Source organism: Microvirga sp. RSM25, from assembly GCF_044784385.1.
In the GTDB taxonomy this organism is placed as follows: domain Bacteria; phylum Pseudomonadota; class Alphaproteobacteria; order Rhizobiales; family Beijerinckiaceae; genus Microvirga; species Microvirga tunisiensis.
The window spans coordinates 1,041,054-1,059,264 of the sequence record NZ_CP173039.1 but is presented as its reverse complement, the minus strand read 5'-3'; the positions used below and the strand labels follow the sequence as shown (position 1 = coordinate 1,059,264).

Genomic DNA, 18,211 nt, shown 5'->3' with positions numbered 1-18,211 from the left:
CATGCACCTCCTTCCGGTCACAGCAATTTCCCTCGACGAGGGCGGGGAGGCCACAGACCTCCAGCAACCGCCGGGGGATATCGTCGTCCTCTCCTTCGCGGACAGTGACCTCGGAGCGCTGGCGGCCGCCCATCGGCTTGCGGCAGGCGGACCTTCCCTCCGCCTCGCTTCGCTTCGTCGCCTGCGCCATCCTCTCTCCGTCGATCTCTATATCGACAAGACCGCCGTAAAGGCGCGCTTCGTCCTCCTGCGCTGCCTCGGCGGTCTGGATTACTGGCGCTATGGCATCGAGCACCTCGCCCGGGCTTGCCGCTCCCATGGGGTGAAGCTGGCGGTGCTGCCGGGCGACGACCGGCCCGATCCACGCTTGTCGGCCTATGCCACCGTACCGCAGACGCTCTGCGACGAACTGGAAGCCTATTTCCAGGCTGGCGGCATCGACAATATGAGCCGCCTTCTCGTGCGCATCGGCGTTGAGATTGGTGTGTCCGATACGGCCGTCTCTCCGCCGCGCGCAGTTCCCCGCGCTTTCGCGTGGGTGCCTGCAAGACCGCTCATGGGCCGATATTCGAGCCACGCCCCTGATCCTGGGCTGATGGCCCTAGATGAGCCAGCACGCTCCTCCAGTCATCACCGGGCTTGTCCCGGTGATCCCGATCGGACAAGCGCTGCGTCCCGCAGCATCGGGATGGCCGGGACGGGCCCGGCCATGACGGCGAGGAAAGCGCATGGCGCGTCATCCTCCGAGAATGAAGGCTCCAGGGTCGAAGTTGAAATTATCGCCGAACCAGAGGTTGCTCTCACCAACCTTTCCATCGAACGCCCCCTTGCCTACCTCCTCGTCTATCGCTCTGCCGCTCTCTCAGGCGACACGCGGGCCGTCGAAGACTTGGCGGGGGCTCTCGCAGAGCGAAGCATCGACTCGCTCGTGCTCGCGGTGTCGAGCCTGAAAGACCCGGAAGCCGTCGCTGTCGTTCGGCGCGCGATCCGGGCGCGCCGCCCCGACATCTTCGTCACGACCACGGCCTTCTCATCGCGCGACGACGGAAGCTTCGTGCTCGACGAAGCCGATTGCCCGATCCTGCAAGCGATTCCCGTCGGCAGTGCCAGGCAAGCCTGGGAGACCTCTCCGCGCGGGCTATCCGCCGCCGATCTCGCCATGCAGATCGCCCTGCCCGAGTTCGACGGCCGCATCGCCGCTGGTCCTGTCTCGTTCAAGGCCGAAGAGACTGCCGATCCGGCGCTCGCCTTCTCGCGCCGGGTGCAGGCGCCGGACGAAGCTGGCATCGATGCCGTTGCAGACACGGCCGCCGCATGGGTGCGTCTGGCTCGTACCCCACATCACGAGCGGCGGCTCGCGCTGGTTCTCTCCGATTACCCGGCCCGGGGCGGACGTGCCGGTTTCGCGGTTGGCCTCGACACTCCGGCCAGCGCCTGCGAGATCATCGACGTTCTCAAGGAAGCCGGCTATGCGGCCGAACGGGATTTTACGTCCGCCGAACTGATGCCGCGTCTGACTGACGGCCAGACGTCGTTCGAGGTCCCGCTATCCAGCTATCGCGCGTGGCTCGACACGCTGCCGGCAGAACAGCGCGTTGTCATCGACGGGCGCTGGGGACATCCCGAAAACGATCCGACGTTCGACGCGGGAGCCTTCCGCTTTCGTGCGATCCGTGCCGGAAACGTCCTCGTTGCGCTTCAGCCCGACCGAGCGCGCGGGCTCGACCGCAAGGGCTTCTACCACGATCCCGAATGCCCGCCGAGCCACGGCTATCTCGCGTTCTACCTCGGCCTGCGTGCTTTGGAGAACATCCACGCGCTCGTGCATCTCGGCACACACGGCACCACCGAATGGCTGCCCGGCAAGGCGGTGGCATTGTCCTCCACCTGCTGGCCGCGCCTCGTCATCGGTGCCGTGCCGGTGATCTATCCATTCATCGTCGACGATCCGGGCGAGGCCGCTCCCGCCAAGCGCCGCATCGGCGCGGTGACCATCGGCCATCTCACGCCGCAGACGGGCGAAGCAGGCCTGCACGGCGAGGCTGCGGCGTTGCGCGACCTGGTCGAGGAATTCTCGTCCGCTCAGGTGCTCCATCCCGGCCGGGCCGAACTTGTTGCGAACGAGATCCTGGAGCGCGCCAGGGCCAGCGGGCTCGCATCGGCCTGCGGCGTCGATGGCCGCATGCCTATGGATGAGGCGTTGACGCGCCTCGACGCCCATCTCTGCGATCTCGGCGAGGTGACGATCCGCGATGGGCTGCATGTCTTCGGCAGCGCTCCTGCCGGGCTTGAGGCCTGCGCCACCGGCGAGCGCGAGGGATTGCTGAAGGCGCTCGATGGCTGCTTCGTGGTGCCTGGCCCTTCCGGCTCGCCGTCGCGCGGTCAGACCAACGTGCTGCCCACGGGACGCAATCTCGCGACCCTTGATCCGCGCGCGATCCCGACCCGCGCAGCGACCGAACTCGGCTGGCGCGCAGCAGCCGAGGTGGTGCGTCGTCACCTGCAGGAAGAAGGCGACTGGCCGCGCCGGATCGTGATGGACCTGTGGGCCTCCCCCACGCTCCGTTCCGGCGGCGAGGATATCGCCCATGCGCTGGCTCTCATGGGCGTGCGCCCGACCTGGGACCATGCCTCCACCCGCGTGACCGGCTTCGAGATCGTGCCACAACCACTCCTCGACCGCCCGCGCGCCGATGTGACCCTGCGCGTCTCCGGCGCGTTCCGCGACACGTTTCCGGATCAGATCGCGCTCCTCGACCAGGCTGCCCGCGCGGTCGCCGCGCTCAACGAGGACGGTGAGTGGAACGAGCTGGCCGCTGCGCGCCGGCGCGGCGAAGCGTTGTCGCGCGTCTTCGGCTCCGCGCCGGGCACCTATGGTGCGGGCGTGTCGGCTCAGGCGCTTGACGGCGAATGGACGACGAGAAGTGATCTCGGCCGCACCTATCTCGAAGGCACCTCCCATGCCCTCAGTGTCAGTGGCCAAGCACAGCCCGACCAAAGTTTCGCGCAGCGTGTCGAGCAGGCGGAGGCCTTCGTGCATGTGAGCGACGTGGCCGAGCGCGATATTCTCGACGGCGACGCCGCCGCCGATGCCGTAGGAGGCTTCGCGGCTGCCGCCCAATCACTCGGCACCTCCCCGGCCTTCTACAGCCTCGACACGAGCCGTCCGCAGCAGCCGAAAGCCCGCACGTTGACGGAGGACGTAGGTCGCCTCGTCCGCGGCCGCCTGACGAACCCGCGCTGGATTGCAGGCCAGTTGCGCCACGGCTGGCGCGGCGCGGCCGAGATCGCGCAAGGAGTCGATGCGCTCTTCGCTTTTGCGGCAACCACGGATTCGGTTTCGTCAGCAACCCTCGATCTCGTCTTCACGGCCTTGATCACCGACGAGCAGATCTGGCACCGTCTTGAGAAAGCTAATCCGGCCGCCGCGCAAGCGATCCGCGCCCGCCTGTCCGATGCGCGCCAACGCGGTCTATGGGAGAGCCGCCTCAATTCCGTTGCAGCCTTCTTCGACGATGAGCGAAAGGAAGCGGCCGAATGAGCGCGCAGCCTGTCAGCGAAAGGCGTCGCGGATGGTGCCCGGGCGTGCGCCGCCCTATGGCAACCGGCGACGGCCTGCTCGTGCGCCTGAGTCCGTTCGGCGGCAGACTCACCGCTGACCAGGCGCGCCTCATCGCCGAGGCTGCACGCGAACACGGCAACGGCCATCTCGACATCACCGCCCGCGGCAACCTGCAGATCCGCGGCGTCAGCGACGGGACCTATCCCGAACTGCTCGCCCTCCTCGACCGTCAAGGCTTGGCCGAGCCCGCTGGCGACGGCCCGAACCGGCTCACGGTTCTCTCGCCGCTGGCCGGTCTCGACCCGCACGACCGCTTCGACGCCTTCGCCATGGCGCAGGCGATCGAGAGCACGGCGGCTGTACAGGAAGGATTACCTGCAAAATTCTTCATCGCTGTCGATGGCGGTGGGTCCCTGCCGCTCGATGCCATCGGGGCCGATCTTCATCTGACGGCGGGCGAGGACGGCACCGTTGCTTTCAGCATCTCCTCATCCGGGAACCTGCATGGGATCGGTGCGGCACCCCATCCGGGCGCGCCAGATGCGGCCTGCATTGTCCTCTCGGGCTTCTCGGACATGCGGCGCACGCGACGAACGGAGGCGCGGCGTCTTCGTGATCTTCAGCCTCACCTCGTTCAGGAATTGATCGCATCGGCGGCTCTCGAACCGGCAGTCGCCATGCTGCAGCGCCCAGTGTCCCCACGCGTGGGAGTCATCCCGATCGAAGGCGGGCATGCCGTTCTTCTCGCGCTGCCTTTCGGCCGCTGTGGGACAGAGCAATTGTTGCAGGTGGCTCAGTGGTGCGAGCGCTTCGGCGCGGCCGAGATCCGCCTGTCCTTCACGCGCGGCATCCTGTTGCTGGGCATCGCGGACGAGCACGTATCAACGCTCATTGCAGAAGCCTCCGGTGCCGGCTTTATCACCGACGCGAACGATCCCCGCCTGTCGCTGCTTGCCTGCCCGGGCAAGCCGGACTGCGCCAACGCTCTGACGCCTGCCCCCGCAGACGCCTTGCGGCTCGCGAGCGCCCGCAGCGATCTTCTCGCCCAGGGCACCAATCTTCACGTCTCGGGCTGCCCAAAAGGCTGCGCCCATCCAGGCAGGGCCGATCTAACGCTGGTGGGCCGCGCCGATGGCCGCTATGACGTCGTTCCCGGTGGCTCCACCCGCGATGTTTCCACTCTTCACCTTTCCATCGACGAGATTATGACCCGTTTGTTGCTGTCAAAGACTTCTGCCGACCTGCGTCGTGCCTTTCCGGAGCGCGCCCGATGAGCGGATCGCGCGATTACATTCGCGAAGGTGCGGAGATCTATCGCCGCTCGTTCGCGATCATCCGCGCGGAGGCCGATCTATCGCGCTTTTCCGGCACGGCGGAACGCGTCGTCGTGCGCATGATCCATGCCTGCGGCATGACAGACCTGCCGCGCGATGTCGATCTCTCGCCCGAATTCACGGATGTGGCGGAAGCTGCCTTGAAGCGCGGCGCGTCGATCCTGTGCGACGCCAAGATGGTGGCGAACGGCATCACCCGCGCGCGGCTGCCGACGGGCAACGAAGTGATCTGCACCCTCGACGACCCACGCGTTCCGGCACTCGCCGCTGAACTCGGCAACACCCGCTCGGCCGCCGCCATGGAGCTCTGGCGCGAGCGGCTGGAGGGCGCTCTCGTGGTGTTCGGCAATGCACCCACGGCTCTGTTCCACCTTCTCGAAATGCTCGATGCCGGGGCGCCCAAGCCTGCCGCCGTCATCGGCATTCCGGTCGGCTTCATCGGCGCGACAGAATCCAAGGAGGCGCTGGCACGGGACGGACGCGTGCCGTACCTCGTCGTCCACGGAAGGCGCGGCGGCAGCGCCATGGCGGCCGCGGCTGTCAATGCCCTCGCGAACCCGGTCGAGTGAGCCGATGACCACGCAAGTTCCCATCCGCCTCTTCGGCCTGGGGCTCGGCCCAGGCAACCCCGATTACATGACCGTGCGCGCCCGCAAGGTGCTGGAGAGTGCCGATCGGCTCGTCCATTTCTGCAAGCGCGGACGGCGCGGCAATGCGCGCACCATCGCGGATGCCATCGTCGGCCAGAACCCGGAGCGGGAGATCGCCCTTGCCTATCCGGTGACGACCGAGATCCCGGCCGGCCATCCGGATTATGCGGCAGCCCTCAACCCGTTCTATGAGGAGGCGGCCGCGAGGCTTCTCGCCGAGGTCGAGACGGGGCGCACCCTTGCGGTTCTCTGCGAAGGCGATCCCTTCTTCTACGGCTCCTTCATGCATCTCTGGTGGCGCCTGAAGGACCGCGTCCCGATCGAAGTGGTACCCGCTGTCACAGCCATGTCAGGCGCCTGGACCCGTGCCGGGGCGCCGATCACCTGGGGCGACGACGTGCTCACCGTCGTGCCCGGTACGCTGCCCGAGGCCGAGCTGACACGCCGTCTCTCCGGCACCGATGCCGCCGTGGTGATGAAGCTCGGAAGCCATCTGCCGAAGGTCCGCGCAGTGCTAAAGTCCACCGGCCTTTTCGAGCGCGCCATCTATGTGGAGCGTGCGACCATGGCGGAGGAGAAGATCGTTCCGCTGCCCGACCTTCCGGAGGATTTCGACGCACCGTATTTCTCGCTCATCATCGTGCCGGGACAAGGGAGGCGCGTATGACGGGCCTCCTTACAGTCGTCGGACTCGGCCCGGGCAATCCGCGCTTCCTGACGCCATCCGCATCCGAGGCGCTCGCCTCAGCCACCGACATCGTCGGCTACGGTCCTTATGTGGACCGGGTACCGGAAAGGCCCGGCCTGCGGCGGCATGCCTCCGACAACCGCGTCGAGCTCGACCGCGCACGCTTTTCGCTCGATCTCGCGGCGAAGGGAGCTCGCGTGGCTGTCGTCTCCGGCGGCGATCCCGGCGTCTTTGCCATGGCGGCGGCCGTGTTCGAGGCCGTCGACAATGGCGATCCGGCCTGGCGCAGCCTCGATATTCGCGTCGAGCCCGGCATCACGGCGATGCTTGCGGCCGCGGCCCGCGTCGGCGCACCGCTCGGCGGCGATTTCTGCGCCATGTCGCTGTCGGACAACCTGAAGCCGTGGGAGGTTGTCGAGGCACGCCTGAGAGCCGCTGTCGCGGCCGATTTCGTCGTGGCGCTCTACAATCCGATTTCCTCCGCCCGGCCCTGGCAGCTCGGCGCAGCGTTCAAGATCGTCGCCGAGACGCGTGGTCCCGGCACGCCCGTCATTCTGGCCCGCGCAGTGGGACGGCCCGACGAGGGGATCAGGATTCTGCCACTCGCCGAGGTGGAAACCGCCATGGCCGACATGTCGACAATCGTGATCATCGGCGCCACCACCACACGGCTGATCGAGCGGCCCGACGGCGAAGAGTCTTACGTCTATACACCGCGCTTTTACGGAGTGCGCCCATGAAGACGCTCGAGCCAAACGAGCGCCGCCTCGGCGCTGGCGACTTCTTCGACACCGAGCGGCTTCTGCGGCCGGGCCACGACGATGACCGGCAGGCCCAGAGCCCGCGCGGCCCCGATCTTCGGATATGTTGCAGCACCGCCGGAATTCTTCGTCACCACCACGTCGACGCGCTCGCGCTCCATGAGCGCGCGCTCGGCAGCCTCGTCGAACGGCGCACGATCCTGAATGGCAATGACCTTCGGAATCGGCAGCGCATCGCCGATGGGCTCGATGGTGCGCACGAGATATGTATGCTGCGGCGCAGTCGCGAAGGATGCGAGTTCGAGGCGGCCCACGGTGAGGAACACGCGGCGGGGGCTATCTCCCAAGGCATGAACAGCCGCATTCATCGAATCCACTTCGATCCAGCGATCTCCCTCCTGCGGCATCCAGGCCGGGCGGCGCAGGGCGAGCAGCGGCACTTCAGCCTGCGCGCACGCCTCTGCCGCGTTGCGGGACATCACAGCGGCGAAGGGGTGCGTCGCGTCGATCACGGCCTCGATCCCCTCGACGCGAAGAAAGCGAGTAAGCCCATCTATGCCGCCGAAGCCGCCGATGCGGGTCGGGATCGGCATGGGACGCGGCTCGCTGGTGCGACCGGCCATGGACAGGAGCGGACTAAAATCAGGGTTGCTGGCCAGCCGCGCCGCGAGTGCGGAGGCCTCGGTCGTACCGCCCAGAATGAGGATGCGCATGAGCTCCTTTTCCCTGAATTCTGAGCAGGAGTCGAGCATGACGAAGAACCGCCCCTGGCTCACCATCGTCGGCATCGGTGAGGATGGGCGTGCAGGGCTCTCCCCTGCGGCTCTGGCCGCTCTCGATCAGGCTGAATTCGTGATCGGCGGAGCGCGCCATCTCGCCCTCGCCGCTCCTCTTTCCGCCGAAACGCTCACTTGGCCGAGCCCTTTGGCGGACGGCTATCCCCTGATCCTCGCCCGCCGCGGCCAGCCGACCTGCATTCTCGCGACCGGCGACCCGTTCCATTACGGCGTCGGCGCGGAGCTTGCGCGCCTTGTCCCAGCGGACGAAATCGCCTGCTTTCCGCAAGCATCCGCCTTCAGCCTTGCGGCCGCACGCCTAGGCTGGTCGCTGCCCGATTGCGATTGCGTGAGCCTGCACGGCCGCGCGCTGGAACGGATCATTCCCCATCTGCAACCGGGCGCCCGCATCCTTGCTCTGTCATGGGACGGTTCGACGCCGGGCAAACTCGCCAACCTCCTGAAGGCACGGGGCTTCGGAGGCTCGATGCTCACTGTGTGCGAAGCCATGGGCGGCCCGCGCGAGCGCATCCGCCACGCGGTTGCGGCCGACTTCGCCATCGCCGAGCTCGATCCGCTCAACACGGTCGCTATCGAGGTCGTGGCTGCGAGCGATGCCAGAGTCGTCACTCTTGCACCGGGTCTGCCCAATGCTTTTTTCGAGAACGACGGTCAGCTCACGAAGGCGGAGATCCGTGCGCTCACCCTTGCCGCGCTCGCACCCAAGGCCGGTGAGTTGCTATGGGACATCGGCGCGGGTGCAGGCTCCATCGGCATCGAATGGTGCCTGCGCCATCCACGCAACCGCTGCATCGGGATCGAGGAACGTTGTGAGCGGGCCGAGCGGGCGCGCCGCAATGCGCTCGAATTCGGCGCGACGTCGCTCGATATTCGCATCGGACGTGCACCGGAAGCATTGGACGATCTTTCGGCGCCGGATGCCATCTTCATCGGCGGCGGCGCATCGGAAGCCGGCGTGTTCGACGCCGCCTGGGCCGCGCTGAAATCCGGCGGGCGTCTCGTCATCAATGGCGTCACGCTGGAAACCGAGATGCTGCTCGGCGCACTTTACGAGCAGCATGGCGGCACGATGCGGCGCTTTGCGGTCTCGCGCTTGGAGCCCGTCGGCGGCATGCACGGCTGGCGGGCGGCGATGCCCGTCACGCAATGGGTGGTGACGAAGCCATGATCGTGGCAGGGGTAGGATTCAGGCGCAGCGTCGCCGCCGATGAGATCGTGATGCTCGTGGAGCTGGCGCTGAAGCGCGCTGCGTTGACGCACGGTGCATTGGCAAAACTCGGTACCATCGAGGCCCTTGCCGACCTGCCTGCATTCACTGAGGCCGCCCACCGACTTGCGGTTGCTGCGATCGCGGTTGGGGAGCGGGACCTGTCTGCCGCCGCGCCGCGCGTGCGCATGCAATCGGCGCGCTCCCTCGCCGCTCACGGCGTCGGATCGGTGGCGGAAGCGGCCGCCCTCGCCGCAGCAGGCCCCGGAGCTACGCTCGTTCTCGAGCGTATCGCGTCAACCTCCGTCACCTGCGCCCTCGCCCGTCCGGAGACCGCGCCATGACAGTTCACTTCATCGGAGCCGGCCCCGGCGCCGCCGATCTCATCACCGTGCGCGGGCGCACCCTCATCGAGCATTGTCCCGTCTGCCTCTATGCCGGCTCCATCGTGTCGCCGGAGATCCTGTCATGGTGCCCGCCCGGTGCGCGTCTTGTCGACACGGCGCCGCTCGATCTCGATGCCATCACGGCCGAATACGTGCGGGCGCATGAGAATGCCGAGAACGTGGCGCGGCTCCATTCCGGCGATCTTTCGATCTGGAGCGCCATGGGCGAGCAGTTGCGGCGGCTCAATGCGCTCGGCATCCCCTACACGATCACGCCCGGTGTCCCTGCCTTCGCGGCGGCCGCGGCGGCATTGGGGCGTGAGCTCACCGTGCCGGAGGTCGGCCAATCTGTAGTGCTCACCCGCACCTCGGGGCGGGCGTCGGCCATGCCGGAAACAGAGCGGCTTGCCACCTTCGCTCAGACCGGGTCTACGCTCGCTATCCATCTCTCGATCCATGTGATCGAGCAGGTGGTCGAGGACTTGCTGCCGTTCTACGGCGCCGATTGTCCCGCAGCGGTGGTCTGGCGCGCGTCCTGGCCGGACGAGCGGGTGATCGAAGGCACGCTCTCCACGATTGCCGCCATGGTTCGAGCCGATAAGCTGGAACGCACCGCGTTGATCCTGATCGGACGGACGCTGGCAGCCAAGGACTTCCGCGACAGCGCACTCTACTCGACCGATTACGACCGCCGCTTCCGTCCCGGCATCCGCGAGGACAACCGATGAATTACGCGGCGTCAGGCAACCGGATGGAACGGCATGCGGCCGACGAGTTGTCCGTCGCGGTCGAACACCGCGATCTCGAGAGCGATCTCGGTACCGCGCAAGGCCTTGGCGGCCGTGCGCCAGGCATGCTGCGCCACCATGTCGCCGAGCGGAAGGCCGAGGTTTTTCGCGGTCTCCAGCACTTCGAGCGCCGTGTTTGCGCCGCGCGCCTGCTCCACAATGCGTGGCTCCGCACCAGCCTCGGCAAGGCGCTCGGCCAGCCAAGCGAGATCGACTGCGCCGGAGCGCGAATGCAGGTCGAGCAGCCCTTGACCGAGCTTCGTCATCTTGGCGATGCCGCCCGCGATGGTGACCCTCGGGACCGGGTTGCGGCGCAGGTATTTCAGCATGCCGCCGGCGAAATCGCCCATGTCAATGAGGGCATGGTCCGGGAGGTCGTGCAGGATCTGCACGGCCTTCTCGGAGGTGGAACCCGTCGCTCCCGCCACATGGTCGAGGCCGCCGGCGCGGGCCACGTCGATGCCCCGGTAGATGCTGTGGATCCAGGCCGAGCAGGAATAGGGTACCACCACCCCCGTCGTGCCGAGGATCGACAGTCCGCCCATGATGCCGAGACGCGGATTGAGGGTCTTCTGCGCAATCGCCTCGCCACCCGGAATGGAGACCTGAACCTCGATATCCAAGCGCCCGCGGACGCTGCGCGCCGCCTCTTCCAGGTTGTCGCGGATCATCTGGCGCGGCACCGGATTGATGGCAGGCTCGCCCGGCGGCAGGGGCAGTCCGGCGCGGGTAACCGTGCCGACGCCCTCGCCTGCATGGAACGTGATGCCCGAGCCCGGAGCACCGGCACGGACGGTCGCAACCACCAGGGCGCCATGAGTCACGTCCGGATCATCGCCCGCGTCCTTGACCACCCCCACCCGGGCGCCACCATCGCAAGGCTCACTCATGGCAAGGGAGAAAGCGGGCCGCGCTCCGCCCGGAAGCGCGATCTCGACCGGATCGGGAAAATCGCCTGTCTGCCAACCAAGATATGCCGCCTTGGCCGCCGCCGTGGCGCAGGCGCCCGTGGTCCAGCCCCGGCGCAACGATCCGGCGGGTTTACTCTCGTCCATACGCCCTCTTACATCGTCCCCATGAATTCCAACAGTCATCCCGTCACTGGCGTTCGGAAGCGGAGGCCCGCATGATCTCCCTGTCCCGCCTCTCGCCTCCTTTCGCTCCCGGCACGGTCTGGCTCGTCGGCGCCGGCCCGGGCGACCCCGGCCTGCTCACCATCCATGCGCTGAATGCCCTCGCGACGGCGGATGTCATCGTCTACGACGCCCTCGTCGACCCGGCCGTGCTGTCGTTTGCCCGCGAGGGGGCCACGCTCGAATTTGCCGGGAAGCGCGGTGGCAAGCCCTCCGCAGTTCAGCGGGATATCTGCGAGCGGCTGATCCAGCTCGCCCGCGAAGGCAGGCGGGTGCTGCGGCTCAAAGGTGGCGATCCCTTCATCTTCGGTCGCGGCGGCGAGGAAGCACTGGCTCTCTCTGACGCCGGCGTTCCGTTCCGCATCATCCCCGGCGTGTCGAGCGGCCTTGCCTCGCTCGCCATCCATGGCGTCCCGGCGACCATGCGCAAGACGAACCATGCGGTCATCCTTGCCACGGGCCATGCCGCGCCCGACTCGGAGATCGACTGGAGAGGCCTTGCCCGTACCGGTGCCCCTATCGTGCTCTACATGGCGGTTTCCAGCCTCCCCTCGATCGTGAAAGGGCTCCTCGAAGGCGGGCTTGCGGGCGACACGCCCGCGCTGGCTGTGCATGGGGCGACGACCGCCAAGGAAAGCGTGGTGGAAGGAACACTCGAAACCTTGCCAAAGCTCGCGGAGGAAGGGCTCATCCGCTCGCCGGCTATCGTGGCTATCGGGGCGATTGCGGCCTTCCGCTCAGCCATCGCCAACCATCTGCTCGAATTCGGCAGCGAGGCGGCCCAGTGAGCGTCGGACCCGGCCTTCTCGTCGCAGCACCGCGCTCGGGCTCGGGCAAGACGACAATCGTGCTCGGGCTCCAGCGGGCGCTGGCCCGCCGGGGCCTGCGCGTGCGCGGCATGAAATGCGGGCCGGATTACATCGATCCCGCCTTCCACGCCGCCGCGACCGGCGCGCCGAGCTTCAACCTCGACAGCTTTGCCATGAGCCCGCCGCTGCTGGACGCGCTCGCATCCGAGGCGGCCGGCGATGCGGAGCTTGTCATCGCGGAAGGCTCGATGGGCCTCTTCGACGGGATCTGCCAGGAGACCGGCCGCACCGGCGCGAGCGCAGACATCGCGGCCCTGTTCGGCTGGCCGGTGATCCTCGTCCTCGACGTGTCGGGCCATGCGCAATCGGCCGCCGCCGTCGCGCTCGGCTGCGCCCGCTTCGACCCACGGATCGAGGTGGCCGGCGTGGTGCTGAACAAGGTCGCGAGCGAACGCCACCGCAGGCTGGTCGAAGACGGGATGGCGCGCATCGGCTTGCCGGTTCTCGGAGCTCTGATGCGCAGCAGCGATCTGACCCTGCCCGAGCGGCATCTCGGACTCGTCCAGGCAGGAGAAACCGACGAACTCGACGGACGCCTGGAACGTCTTGCCGATGCGGTGGAAACTGCGCTCGACATCGACCGGCTCATCGCCATGGCCCGTCCGACCCGGCTGCAATCCGCCGGTGGCGCAAGGCCTCTTCCTCTGCCGCCGCCGGGGCAGCGCATCGCGTTGGCCACGGACCAGGCCTTCTCCTTCGTCTATCCGCATGTGCTGTTGGGCTGGCGCGCGGCCGGTGCGGAGATCGTGACCTTCTCTCCCTTGGCGAACGAGCCTCCGCCGCCCGATTGCGACGTCTGCTGGCTGCCCGGGGGATATCCCGAGCTTCACGCCGGCTGCATCGCCGGAGCGGCGCGCTTTCTCGACGGACTGCGCCGATTTGCCGAGAGCAGGACAGTTCATGGCGAGTGCGGCGGCTACATGGTGCTGGGCCGCTCCCTCGAGGACGGAGACGGCCACGCGCATGCCATGGCGGGTCTACTCCCAGTCGAGACGAGCTATGCCAAGCGCAAGATGCATCTCGGCTACCGGGTGGCGCATCTGCTCGGTGACGGGGCGATGGGCCAAGCCGGCAGGCGCCTCGTCGGCCATGAGTTCCACTATGCCTCGGTCACGCAGAGCGACACGTCGCATGAGACCGCCTTCGCCACGATCACGGATGCGGAAGGCAACGATCTGGGCACCGCCGGGCATCGTAGGGGGCTCGTGACGGGGAGCTTCTTCCACGCCATCGCCCATGGATGATCGGTCGGATACGCGTTTGGGCCCAAGCTGGTCAGTGAACATCCCGGCAGGCGGGGAGTTGAACAGCACCAGACGAGGAGACCATCATGCGCCTTCGAATGATCTTGCCCCTGGCTGTCCTGCTGGCTCTCGCCGCCTGCGGGGATGACGGGTCGGACCAGACCGGCAGCACGGACAACGCTAATCAGCCCGGTAACAACGCAGCTCCTGCCAATCCTCGCAGCAACCCGCCGCCTCCGGCCCAATAACGCTCACGATTCATATGCGGATTGCGGCCGGATACCGCTGGCCTTGTGGCCGAGCTTTTATCGCAATTATCCCATGTTAATGCGCCCACAGCCTGTTCGCGATTTCCTCGACTCGCTTGCGGATCGAGAGACGGCATCATGCCGCGGGACTGGGAAGAAATGGAACAACGCCATCGTTTCGCCTCAGCCATTCGTCTTGATCCGGTTCGAATCCTGAATGGGGTCGGGGAGAGCATGCAAGCTTGACGGATTGGCAGGCGACATTCCTCGCGGTGCCGCCCATCGGCCAAGCTCCTGTTCATCGCATCCCAGGGGTGTTGGAGGCGCTGATGAAAGAGGCATTCCATATCGGACAACTCGTCCGGATCACCAGGCCCTCCTCGGGCCATGCGGACCGCCGCACCTATTGCATCGTCTGCCTTGTATCAGACGAGGATGACACTCTGCTCTATCGCGTCAAGAACACGGTCGGCATCGAACGCCTCGTCAAATCCGACGAAATCGAGCCCGCTGCCCTCACGGCCGTACCATGACGATCTGGCCTGCCGGAACCAGGGCCGCGTAGGCTCTCCTGCTTCGGGGCCGTCCGCCGGTGTATTAGCCCATGGTAGCGGTGACAGGCACCTTGCCGTCCCCTGATGGGCACGACAGAATACCCTCCAACACTGCCCGAAACGGGCAAGCCGGCACAGATCGGCGGACGAATGGAGAAGCATCTCCATGCGCCAGAGGAAGCGAAGCCATACCACGCGTTTTCAAGGCGCGCGGCTGCCAGGGAGGTTGACGTCGTTGACGACGGCTGCGGACGCGCGCGCGGATACATTCCCGAAACTGCTGACGCGCAATGCGCGCCTACGCCCGAACCGCACCGCGTTTCGGCACAAGGATCTCGGGATCTGGCAATCCTGGACCTGGGGCGAGGTCCATGACATCGTCCGCGCCTATGCCTGCGGCCTGCAATCCCTCGGCCTGGAGCGCGGCGGCAAGATCGCCATCATCGGCTACAACCGCCCCTATCTCTACTGGACCATCTGCGCCGCCCAGTGGCTCGGCGCGATCCCGATCCCGGTCTATGCCGATTCCGTCGCGGAGGAGATGGCCTATGTGCTCGCCCACGCCGAAGTGACCCATGCGGCGGTGCAGGACCAGGAGCAGGTCGACAAGATCCTCTCCGTCTCGGAGCAACTGCCGCAACTGGGGCACGTGCTCTATGACGAGCAGAAGGGCCTGAGGGACTACGATCACGGCCGGCTCCATTCCATCGCGTCCGTCGTGGAGGAAGGCCGCGCGCGGCTAGCGGATGCGCAAGAGGCCACTGCCACCGAGCGAGCCCTGCAGGAGGGCAAAGGCTCCGATCTCGCCATTATTCTCTACACCTCCGGCACGACCGGACGGCCGAAGGGCGTGATGCTCACCTCCGATGCGGTGATCGCGGCCGCAGAGATCGGCTGCGACTTCGACAAGCTCGACGAGACGGACGAGATCATCGCCTATCTGCCAATCGCCTGGGTCGGCGATCACATCTTCTCCTATGCGCAGGCGATCCTGTCGGGTCTGTGCGTCAATTGCCCCGAGAGCCCGGAAACTATTGCGGAAGACCGTCGCGAGGTCGGCGCGACCTATGTCTTCGCACCACCGCGCGTCTTCGAGAGCATGCTCACGCTGACCATGGTGCGCATCGAGGATGCGGGTGCTCTCAAGCGGCGAATGTTTCACTTTTTCATCAACCACGCCAACAAGGTGGGCGAGAAGATCCTGAACAGGGAGCCGGGCGTGGGAGCCTGGGACCGCCTGCTCTGGAACATCGGCAATGTGCTTGTCTATGCGCCCCTGCGCAATCGCTTCGGCATGACCCGGGTGAAGGTCGGCTACACGGCGGGCGAGGCCATCGGGCCGGAGATCTTCCGCTTTTACCGCTCCATCGGAGTGAACCTGAAACAGCTCTACGGACAGACGGAGGCTTCCGTCTACATTACCATGCAGCCGAACGGCGAGATCCGCGCCGATACGGTGGGCCGCCCCGCACCGCAGGTGGAGATCCGCATCGCCGACAATGGCGAGGTTCTCTATCGCTCGCCCGGCGTGTTCGTGGGATACTACAAGGACGATGCGAAAACGGTGGAGACGAAGACACCGGACGGTTTCGTGCATTCGGGCGATGCCGGCTTCTTCGACCAGAACGGCCATTTGAAGATCATCGACCGGGCGAAGGACGTCGGCAAGATGCGCGACGGCGCGCTCTTCCCGCCGAAATACGTCGAGAACAAGCTGAAGTTCTATCCCAACATCAAGGAAGCGGTTTGCTTCGGCGACGGGCACGACCATGTCGCGGCCTTCATCAACATCGACCTCGTGGCGGTGAGCAACTGGGCCGAGAGGAACGGCGTGACCTATGCCTCCTATCAGGAACTCGCCGGCCACCCGCTGGTCTATGACATGATCGAAAAGCACGTGGACGATGTGAACCGTTCGCTGTCATCCGAACCGCGCATGGGCGGCGCGCAGATCAAGCGCTTCCTGATCCTGCACAAGGAGCTCGATGCCGATGACGGCGAGCTCACCCGCACGCAGAAGGTGCGCCGCGGCTTCATCGCCGAGCGTTACGCTCCGCTCATCAACGCGCTCTACGACGGCTCGTCGGAGGCCGACATCTCGACCGAGGTCACTTTCGAGGATGGACGCAAGGGCGTGATTTCGGCGCGGGTCAAGATCAGGGATATGAAACTCTACCCCACAACAGAGCCAGGATCGGTACTGGAGGCGGCGGAATGAGAGCGCCCGATCACCCTGTCATGAGCAAGGGCGACGTGCTGCTCGCAGTCGAGAACGTGTCTCTCGGCTTCGGCGGCGTGAAGGCACTCACCGACGTATCCTTCGACATCCGCAAGAGCGAGATCCGCGCCATCATCGGACCGAACGGCGCGGGCAAGACCTCGATGCTCAACTGCATCAACGGATTTTATTACCCGACCGAGGGACGCATCACCTTCAAGGGCGTCAAGCGCCCGAAGATGCGCCCCTATGTGGCGGCGCGTGGCGGCATCGCCCGCACCTTCCAGAACGTCGCACTCTTCAAGAGCATGTCGACCCTCGACAACATCATGGCCGGCCGTTCGATCAAGATGCGCTCGAACTTCTTCTGGCAGCTCTTCCGTCATGGTCCAGCCATGACGGAAGAGGTCGAGCACCGCCGCTTCGTCGAGGAGATCATCGACTTCCTCGAAATCCAGCACATCCGCAAGGTCCCGGTCGGGCGCCTGCCTTACGGCCTGCAGAAGCGGGTCGAACTCGGGCGCGCGCTTGCCATGGAGCCGGAGCTTCTCCTGCTCGACGAGCCCATGGCCGGCATGAACCTCGAAGAGAAGGAGGACATGTCACGCTTCATCCTGGAGGTGAATCAGCAATACGGCACCACCATCGCCCTCATCGAGCACGACATGGGCGTGGTGATGGATCTCTCCGATCGGGTCGTGGTGCTGGAATATGGGCGCAAGATCGCAGACGGCACGCCGGCCGAGGTCAAGAACGACCAGCGCGTCATCGACGCCTATCTCGGCGTGGCGCATTGAAGGGCTGAACGATGGACATGCTGTACAAGGTCTTCATCGAACCCTTCGTCTTCATGGGCGAGGCGCCGGATCTCCTGATCCAGACGCTCTGGGAAGGTCTCGTCTCGGGCGTGCTCTATGCACTGATCGCGCTCGGCTTCGTGCTCATCTTCAAAGCTTCGGGCGTGTTCAACTTCGCGCAAGGGATCATGGTCGTGTTCTCGGCTCTGATCCTGGTAGGCCTCTATGAGAAAGGCGTGCCGGCCTTCCTGGCGCTGATCCTGGCGGTTTTCGCCATGTTCGTCCTCGCCATGGTGGTGGAGCGGGTGGTGCTGCGGCCACTGGTCAACCAGCCCGACATCATCCTCTTCATGGCGACCTTCGGGCTCACCTATTTTCTCATCGGCTTCGGCGAGCTCATCTTCGGCGGCAGCCCGCGGGAAATGATAACGGAGCAGCTCTTCCTGCCGCAGGGCACGACGGAGATCGATGCGCTTGGCGGCTCCATCCGCCTTCAGCATCTCGATATCGCCGCCGCCGTGATCGCCTCGATCATGATCGGCCTGCTCGCCGTGTTCTTCTCCAAGACCCGCATCGGCCGGGCCCTGCGGGCAGTGGCCGACAGCCACAAGGCGGCGCTCTCCGTCGGCATCTCGCTCAACCAGATCTGGGTCATTGTGTGGTTCGCCGCCGGTATCGTGGCGCTGGTTGCCGGCATCATGTGGGGGGCGCGCTCGGGCGTGTCGTTCTCGCTCCAGATCATCGCACTCAAGGCCCTGCCGGTCCTCATTCTCGGCGGCTTCACCTCCATCCCCGGCGCCATCATCGGCGGCCTGATCATCGGGGTCGGAGAGAAGATCGGCGAGTTCTACTGGGGGCCGCTCGTCGGCGGCGGTATCGAGACCTGGCTCGCCTACGTCATCGCCCTGCTCTTCCTGCTCTACAGGCCGCAGGGTCTGTTCGGCGAAAAGATCATCGAACGGATTTAGGGAGACA

The 18,211-nt window shown here is 66.1% G+C and carries 17 protein-coding genes; 15 read left to right on the top strand and 2 right to left on the bottom strand.

The annotated features are described in order from the left end of the window. Position 1: 1 nt before the first annotated feature. From cobN to cobJ, 5 genes are read left to right on the top strand one after another with little or no spacing between them, the layout of a single operon-like run. Positions 2-3,541 (top strand): cobaltochelatase subunit CobN, encoded by a 3,540-nt coding sequence (cobN, locus tag ACD578_RS05080; protein WP_404291435.1) that lies wholly within the window; start codon positions 2-4, stop codon positions 3,539-3,541. Beyond that, positions 3,538-4,836 carry a precorrin-3B synthase gene (cobG, locus tag ACD578_RS05075; RefSeq protein WP_404291433.1) on the top strand — a complete coding sequence of 433 codons (1,299 nt, stop codon included), beginning with the start codon at positions 3,538-3,540 and terminating at the stop codon, positions 4,834-4,836. The genes cobN and cobG overlap by 4 nt, the downstream gene beginning before the upstream one ends. After that, positions 4,833-5,465, top strand: a complete 633-nt coding sequence (locus tag ACD578_RS05070; protein ID WP_404291431.1) for a precorrin-8X methylmutase — start codon at positions 4,833-4,835, stop codon at positions 5,463-5,465. Before cobG ends, ACD578_RS05070 begins: the two co-directional genes overlap by 4 nt. Positions 5,466-5,469: 4 nt before the next feature. Then, a complete protein-coding gene (locus tag ACD578_RS05065) occupies positions 5,470-6,213 on the top strand; it encodes a precorrin-2 C(20)-methyltransferase (RefSeq protein ID WP_404291429.1) in 744 nt (247 codons plus the stop codon). Beyond that, positions 6,210-6,974 carry a precorrin-3B C(17)-methyltransferase gene (gene cobJ / locus ACD578_RS05060; RefSeq protein ID WP_404291427.1) on the top strand — a complete coding sequence of 255 codons (765 nt, stop codon included), beginning with the start codon at positions 6,210-6,212 and terminating at the stop codon, positions 6,972-6,974. Before ACD578_RS05065 ends, cobJ begins: the two co-directional genes overlap by 4 nt. Here cobJ and ACD578_RS05055 read toward each other — a convergent pair. Beyond that, positions 6,956-7,708, bottom strand: a complete 753-nt coding sequence (locus ACD578_RS05055; RefSeq protein ID WP_404291425.1) for a cobalt-precorrin-6A reductase — start codon at positions 7,706-7,708, stop codon at positions 6,956-6,958. The genes cobJ and ACD578_RS05055 overlap by 19 nt on opposite strands. A 37-nt stretch (positions 7,709-7,745) precedes the next feature. Here ACD578_RS05055 and cbiE point away from each other — a divergent pair, with 37 nt between their 5' ends. The 3 genes from cbiE to cobM are packed head-to-tail and all read left to right on the top strand — an operon-like array spanning position 7,746 to position 10,113. Then, a complete protein-coding gene (gene cbiE, locus ACD578_RS05050; protein WP_404291423.1) occupies positions 7,746-8,960 on the top strand; it encodes a precorrin-6y C5,15-methyltransferase (decarboxylating) subunit CbiE in 1,215 nt (404 codons plus the stop codon). Next, the gene (locus ACD578_RS05045) at positions 8,957-9,343 is read left to right on the top strand and encodes a cobalamin biosynthesis protein (RefSeq protein ID WP_404291421.1); all 387 of its coding nucleotides are present in this window, start codon (positions 8,957-8,959) and stop codon (positions 9,341-9,343) included. Before cbiE ends, ACD578_RS05045 begins: the two co-directional genes overlap by 4 nt. Next, positions 9,340-10,113, top strand: coding sequence for a precorrin-4 C(11)-methyltransferase (gene cobM / locus ACD578_RS05040; RefSeq protein WP_404291419.1), 774 nt, complete (start codon positions 9,340-9,342; stop codon positions 10,111-10,113). Before ACD578_RS05045 ends, cobM begins: the two co-directional genes overlap by 4 nt. Before the next feature lie 11 nt (positions 10,114-10,124). Here cobM and ACD578_RS05035 read toward each other — a convergent pair whose 3' ends face one another. Next, entirely contained in the window at positions 10,125-11,228 is a 1,104-nt protein-coding gene (locus tag ACD578_RS05035; protein ID WP_404291417.1) for a cobalt-precorrin-5B (C(1))-methyltransferase, read from the bottom strand. Positions 11,229-11,299: 71 nt separating this feature from the next. On the opposite strand from ACD578_RS05035, the gene cobA reads away from it, so the two are divergent. The 7 genes from cobA (at position 11,300) to ACD578_RS05000 (ending at position 18,204) form a co-directional block, all read left to right on the top strand. Next, positions 11,300-12,094: a uroporphyrinogen-III C-methyltransferase gene (gene cobA / locus ACD578_RS05030; RefSeq protein WP_404291415.1), complete on the top strand. Its 795-nt coding sequence runs from the start codon at positions 11,300-11,302 to the stop codon at positions 12,092-12,094. Next, positions 12,091-13,419, top strand: coding sequence for a cobyrinate a,c-diamide synthase (locus ACD578_RS05025; protein ID WP_404291413.1), 1,329 nt, complete (start codon positions 12,091-12,093; stop codon positions 13,417-13,419). The genes cobA and ACD578_RS05025 overlap by 4 nt, the downstream gene beginning before the upstream one ends. An 86-nt stretch (positions 13,420-13,505) precedes the next feature. After that, the gene (locus ACD578_RS05020; RefSeq protein ID WP_404291411.1) at positions 13,506-13,667 is read left to right on the top strand and encodes a hypothetical protein; all 162 of its coding nucleotides are present in this window, start codon (positions 13,506-13,508) and stop codon (positions 13,665-13,667) included. 329 nt (positions 13,668-13,996) lie between these two features. Beyond that, positions 13,997-14,200, top strand: coding sequence for a hypothetical protein (locus ACD578_RS05015; RefSeq protein WP_404291409.1), 204 nt, complete (start codon positions 13,997-13,999; stop codon positions 14,198-14,200). 187 nt (positions 14,201-14,387) lie between these two features. Further along, the gene (locus ACD578_RS05010; protein ID WP_404291407.1) at positions 14,388-16,439 is read left to right on the top strand and encodes an AMP-dependent synthetase/ligase; all 2,052 of its coding nucleotides are present in this window, start codon (positions 14,388-14,390) and stop codon (positions 16,437-16,439) included. Continuing rightward, positions 16,436-17,236 (top strand): ABC transporter ATP-binding protein, encoded by an 801-nt coding sequence (locus tag ACD578_RS05005; RefSeq protein ID WP_404291405.1) that lies wholly within the window; start codon positions 16,436-16,438, stop codon positions 17,234-17,236. Before ACD578_RS05010 ends, ACD578_RS05005 begins: the two co-directional genes overlap by 4 nt. 17 nt (positions 17,237-17,253) lie before the next feature. Then, positions 17,254-18,204 (top strand): branched-chain amino acid ABC transporter permease, encoded by a 951-nt coding sequence (locus tag ACD578_RS05000; protein ID WP_404293702.1) that lies wholly within the window; start codon positions 17,254-17,256, stop codon positions 18,202-18,204. Positions 18,205-18,211 lie beyond the last annotated feature (7 nt).

Excerpts from the sequence above, each read along its gene's own strand:
- cobN (WP_404291435.1), top strand. The coding sequence starts at position 2 with ATGCACCTCCTTCCGGTCACAGCAATTTCCCTCGACGAGGGCGGGGAG.
- cobG (WP_404291433.1), top strand. The coding sequence starts at position 3,538 with ATGAGCGCGCAGCCTGTCAGCGAAAGGCGTCGCGGATGGTGCCCGGGC.
- ACD578_RS05070 (WP_404291431.1), top strand. The coding sequence starts at position 4,833 with ATGAGCGGATCGCGCGATTACATTCGCGAAGGTGCGGAGATCTATCGC.
- ACD578_RS05065 (WP_404291429.1), top strand. The coding sequence starts at position 5,470 with ATGACCACGCAAGTTCCCATCCGCCTCTTCGGCCTGGGGCTCGGCCCA.
- cobJ (WP_404291427.1), top strand. The coding sequence starts at position 6,210 with ATGACGGGCCTCCTTACAGTCGTCGGACTCGGCCCGGGCAATCCGCGC.
- ACD578_RS05055 (WP_404291425.1), bottom strand. The coding sequence starts at position 7,708 with ATGCGCATCCTCATTCTGGGCGGTACGACCGAGGCCTCCGCACTCGCG.
- cbiE (WP_404291423.1), top strand. The coding sequence starts at position 7,746 with ATGACGAAGAACCGCCCCTGGCTCACCATCGTCGGCATCGGTGAGGAT.
- ACD578_RS05045 (WP_404291421.1), top strand. The coding sequence starts at position 8,957 with ATGATCGTGGCAGGGGTAGGATTCAGGCGCAGCGTCGCCGCCGATGAG.
- cobM (WP_404291419.1), top strand. The coding sequence starts at position 9,340 with ATGACAGTTCACTTCATCGGAGCCGGCCCCGGCGCCGCCGATCTCATC.
- ACD578_RS05035 (WP_404291417.1), bottom strand. The coding sequence starts at position 11,228 with ATGGACGAGAGTAAACCCGCCGGATCGTTGCGCCGGGGCTGGACCACG.
- cobA (WP_404291415.1), top strand. The coding sequence starts at position 11,300 with ATGATCTCCCTGTCCCGCCTCTCGCCTCCTTTCGCTCCCGGCACGGTC.
- ACD578_RS05020 (WP_404291411.1), top strand. The coding sequence starts at position 13,506 with ATGCGCCTTCGAATGATCTTGCCCCTGGCTGTCCTGCTGGCTCTCGCC.
- ACD578_RS05015 (WP_404291409.1), top strand. The coding sequence starts at position 13,997 with ATGAAAGAGGCATTCCATATCGGACAACTCGTCCGGATCACCAGGCCC.
- ACD578_RS05010 (WP_404291407.1), top strand. The coding sequence starts at position 14,388 with ATGCGCCAGAGGAAGCGAAGCCATACCACGCGTTTTCAAGGCGCGCGG.
- ACD578_RS05005 (WP_404291405.1), top strand. The coding sequence starts at position 16,436 with ATGAGAGCGCCCGATCACCCTGTCATGAGCAAGGGCGACGTGCTGCTC.
- ACD578_RS05000 (WP_404293702.1), top strand. The coding sequence starts at position 17,254 with ATGCTGTACAAGGTCTTCATCGAACCCTTCGTCTTCATGGGCGAGGCG.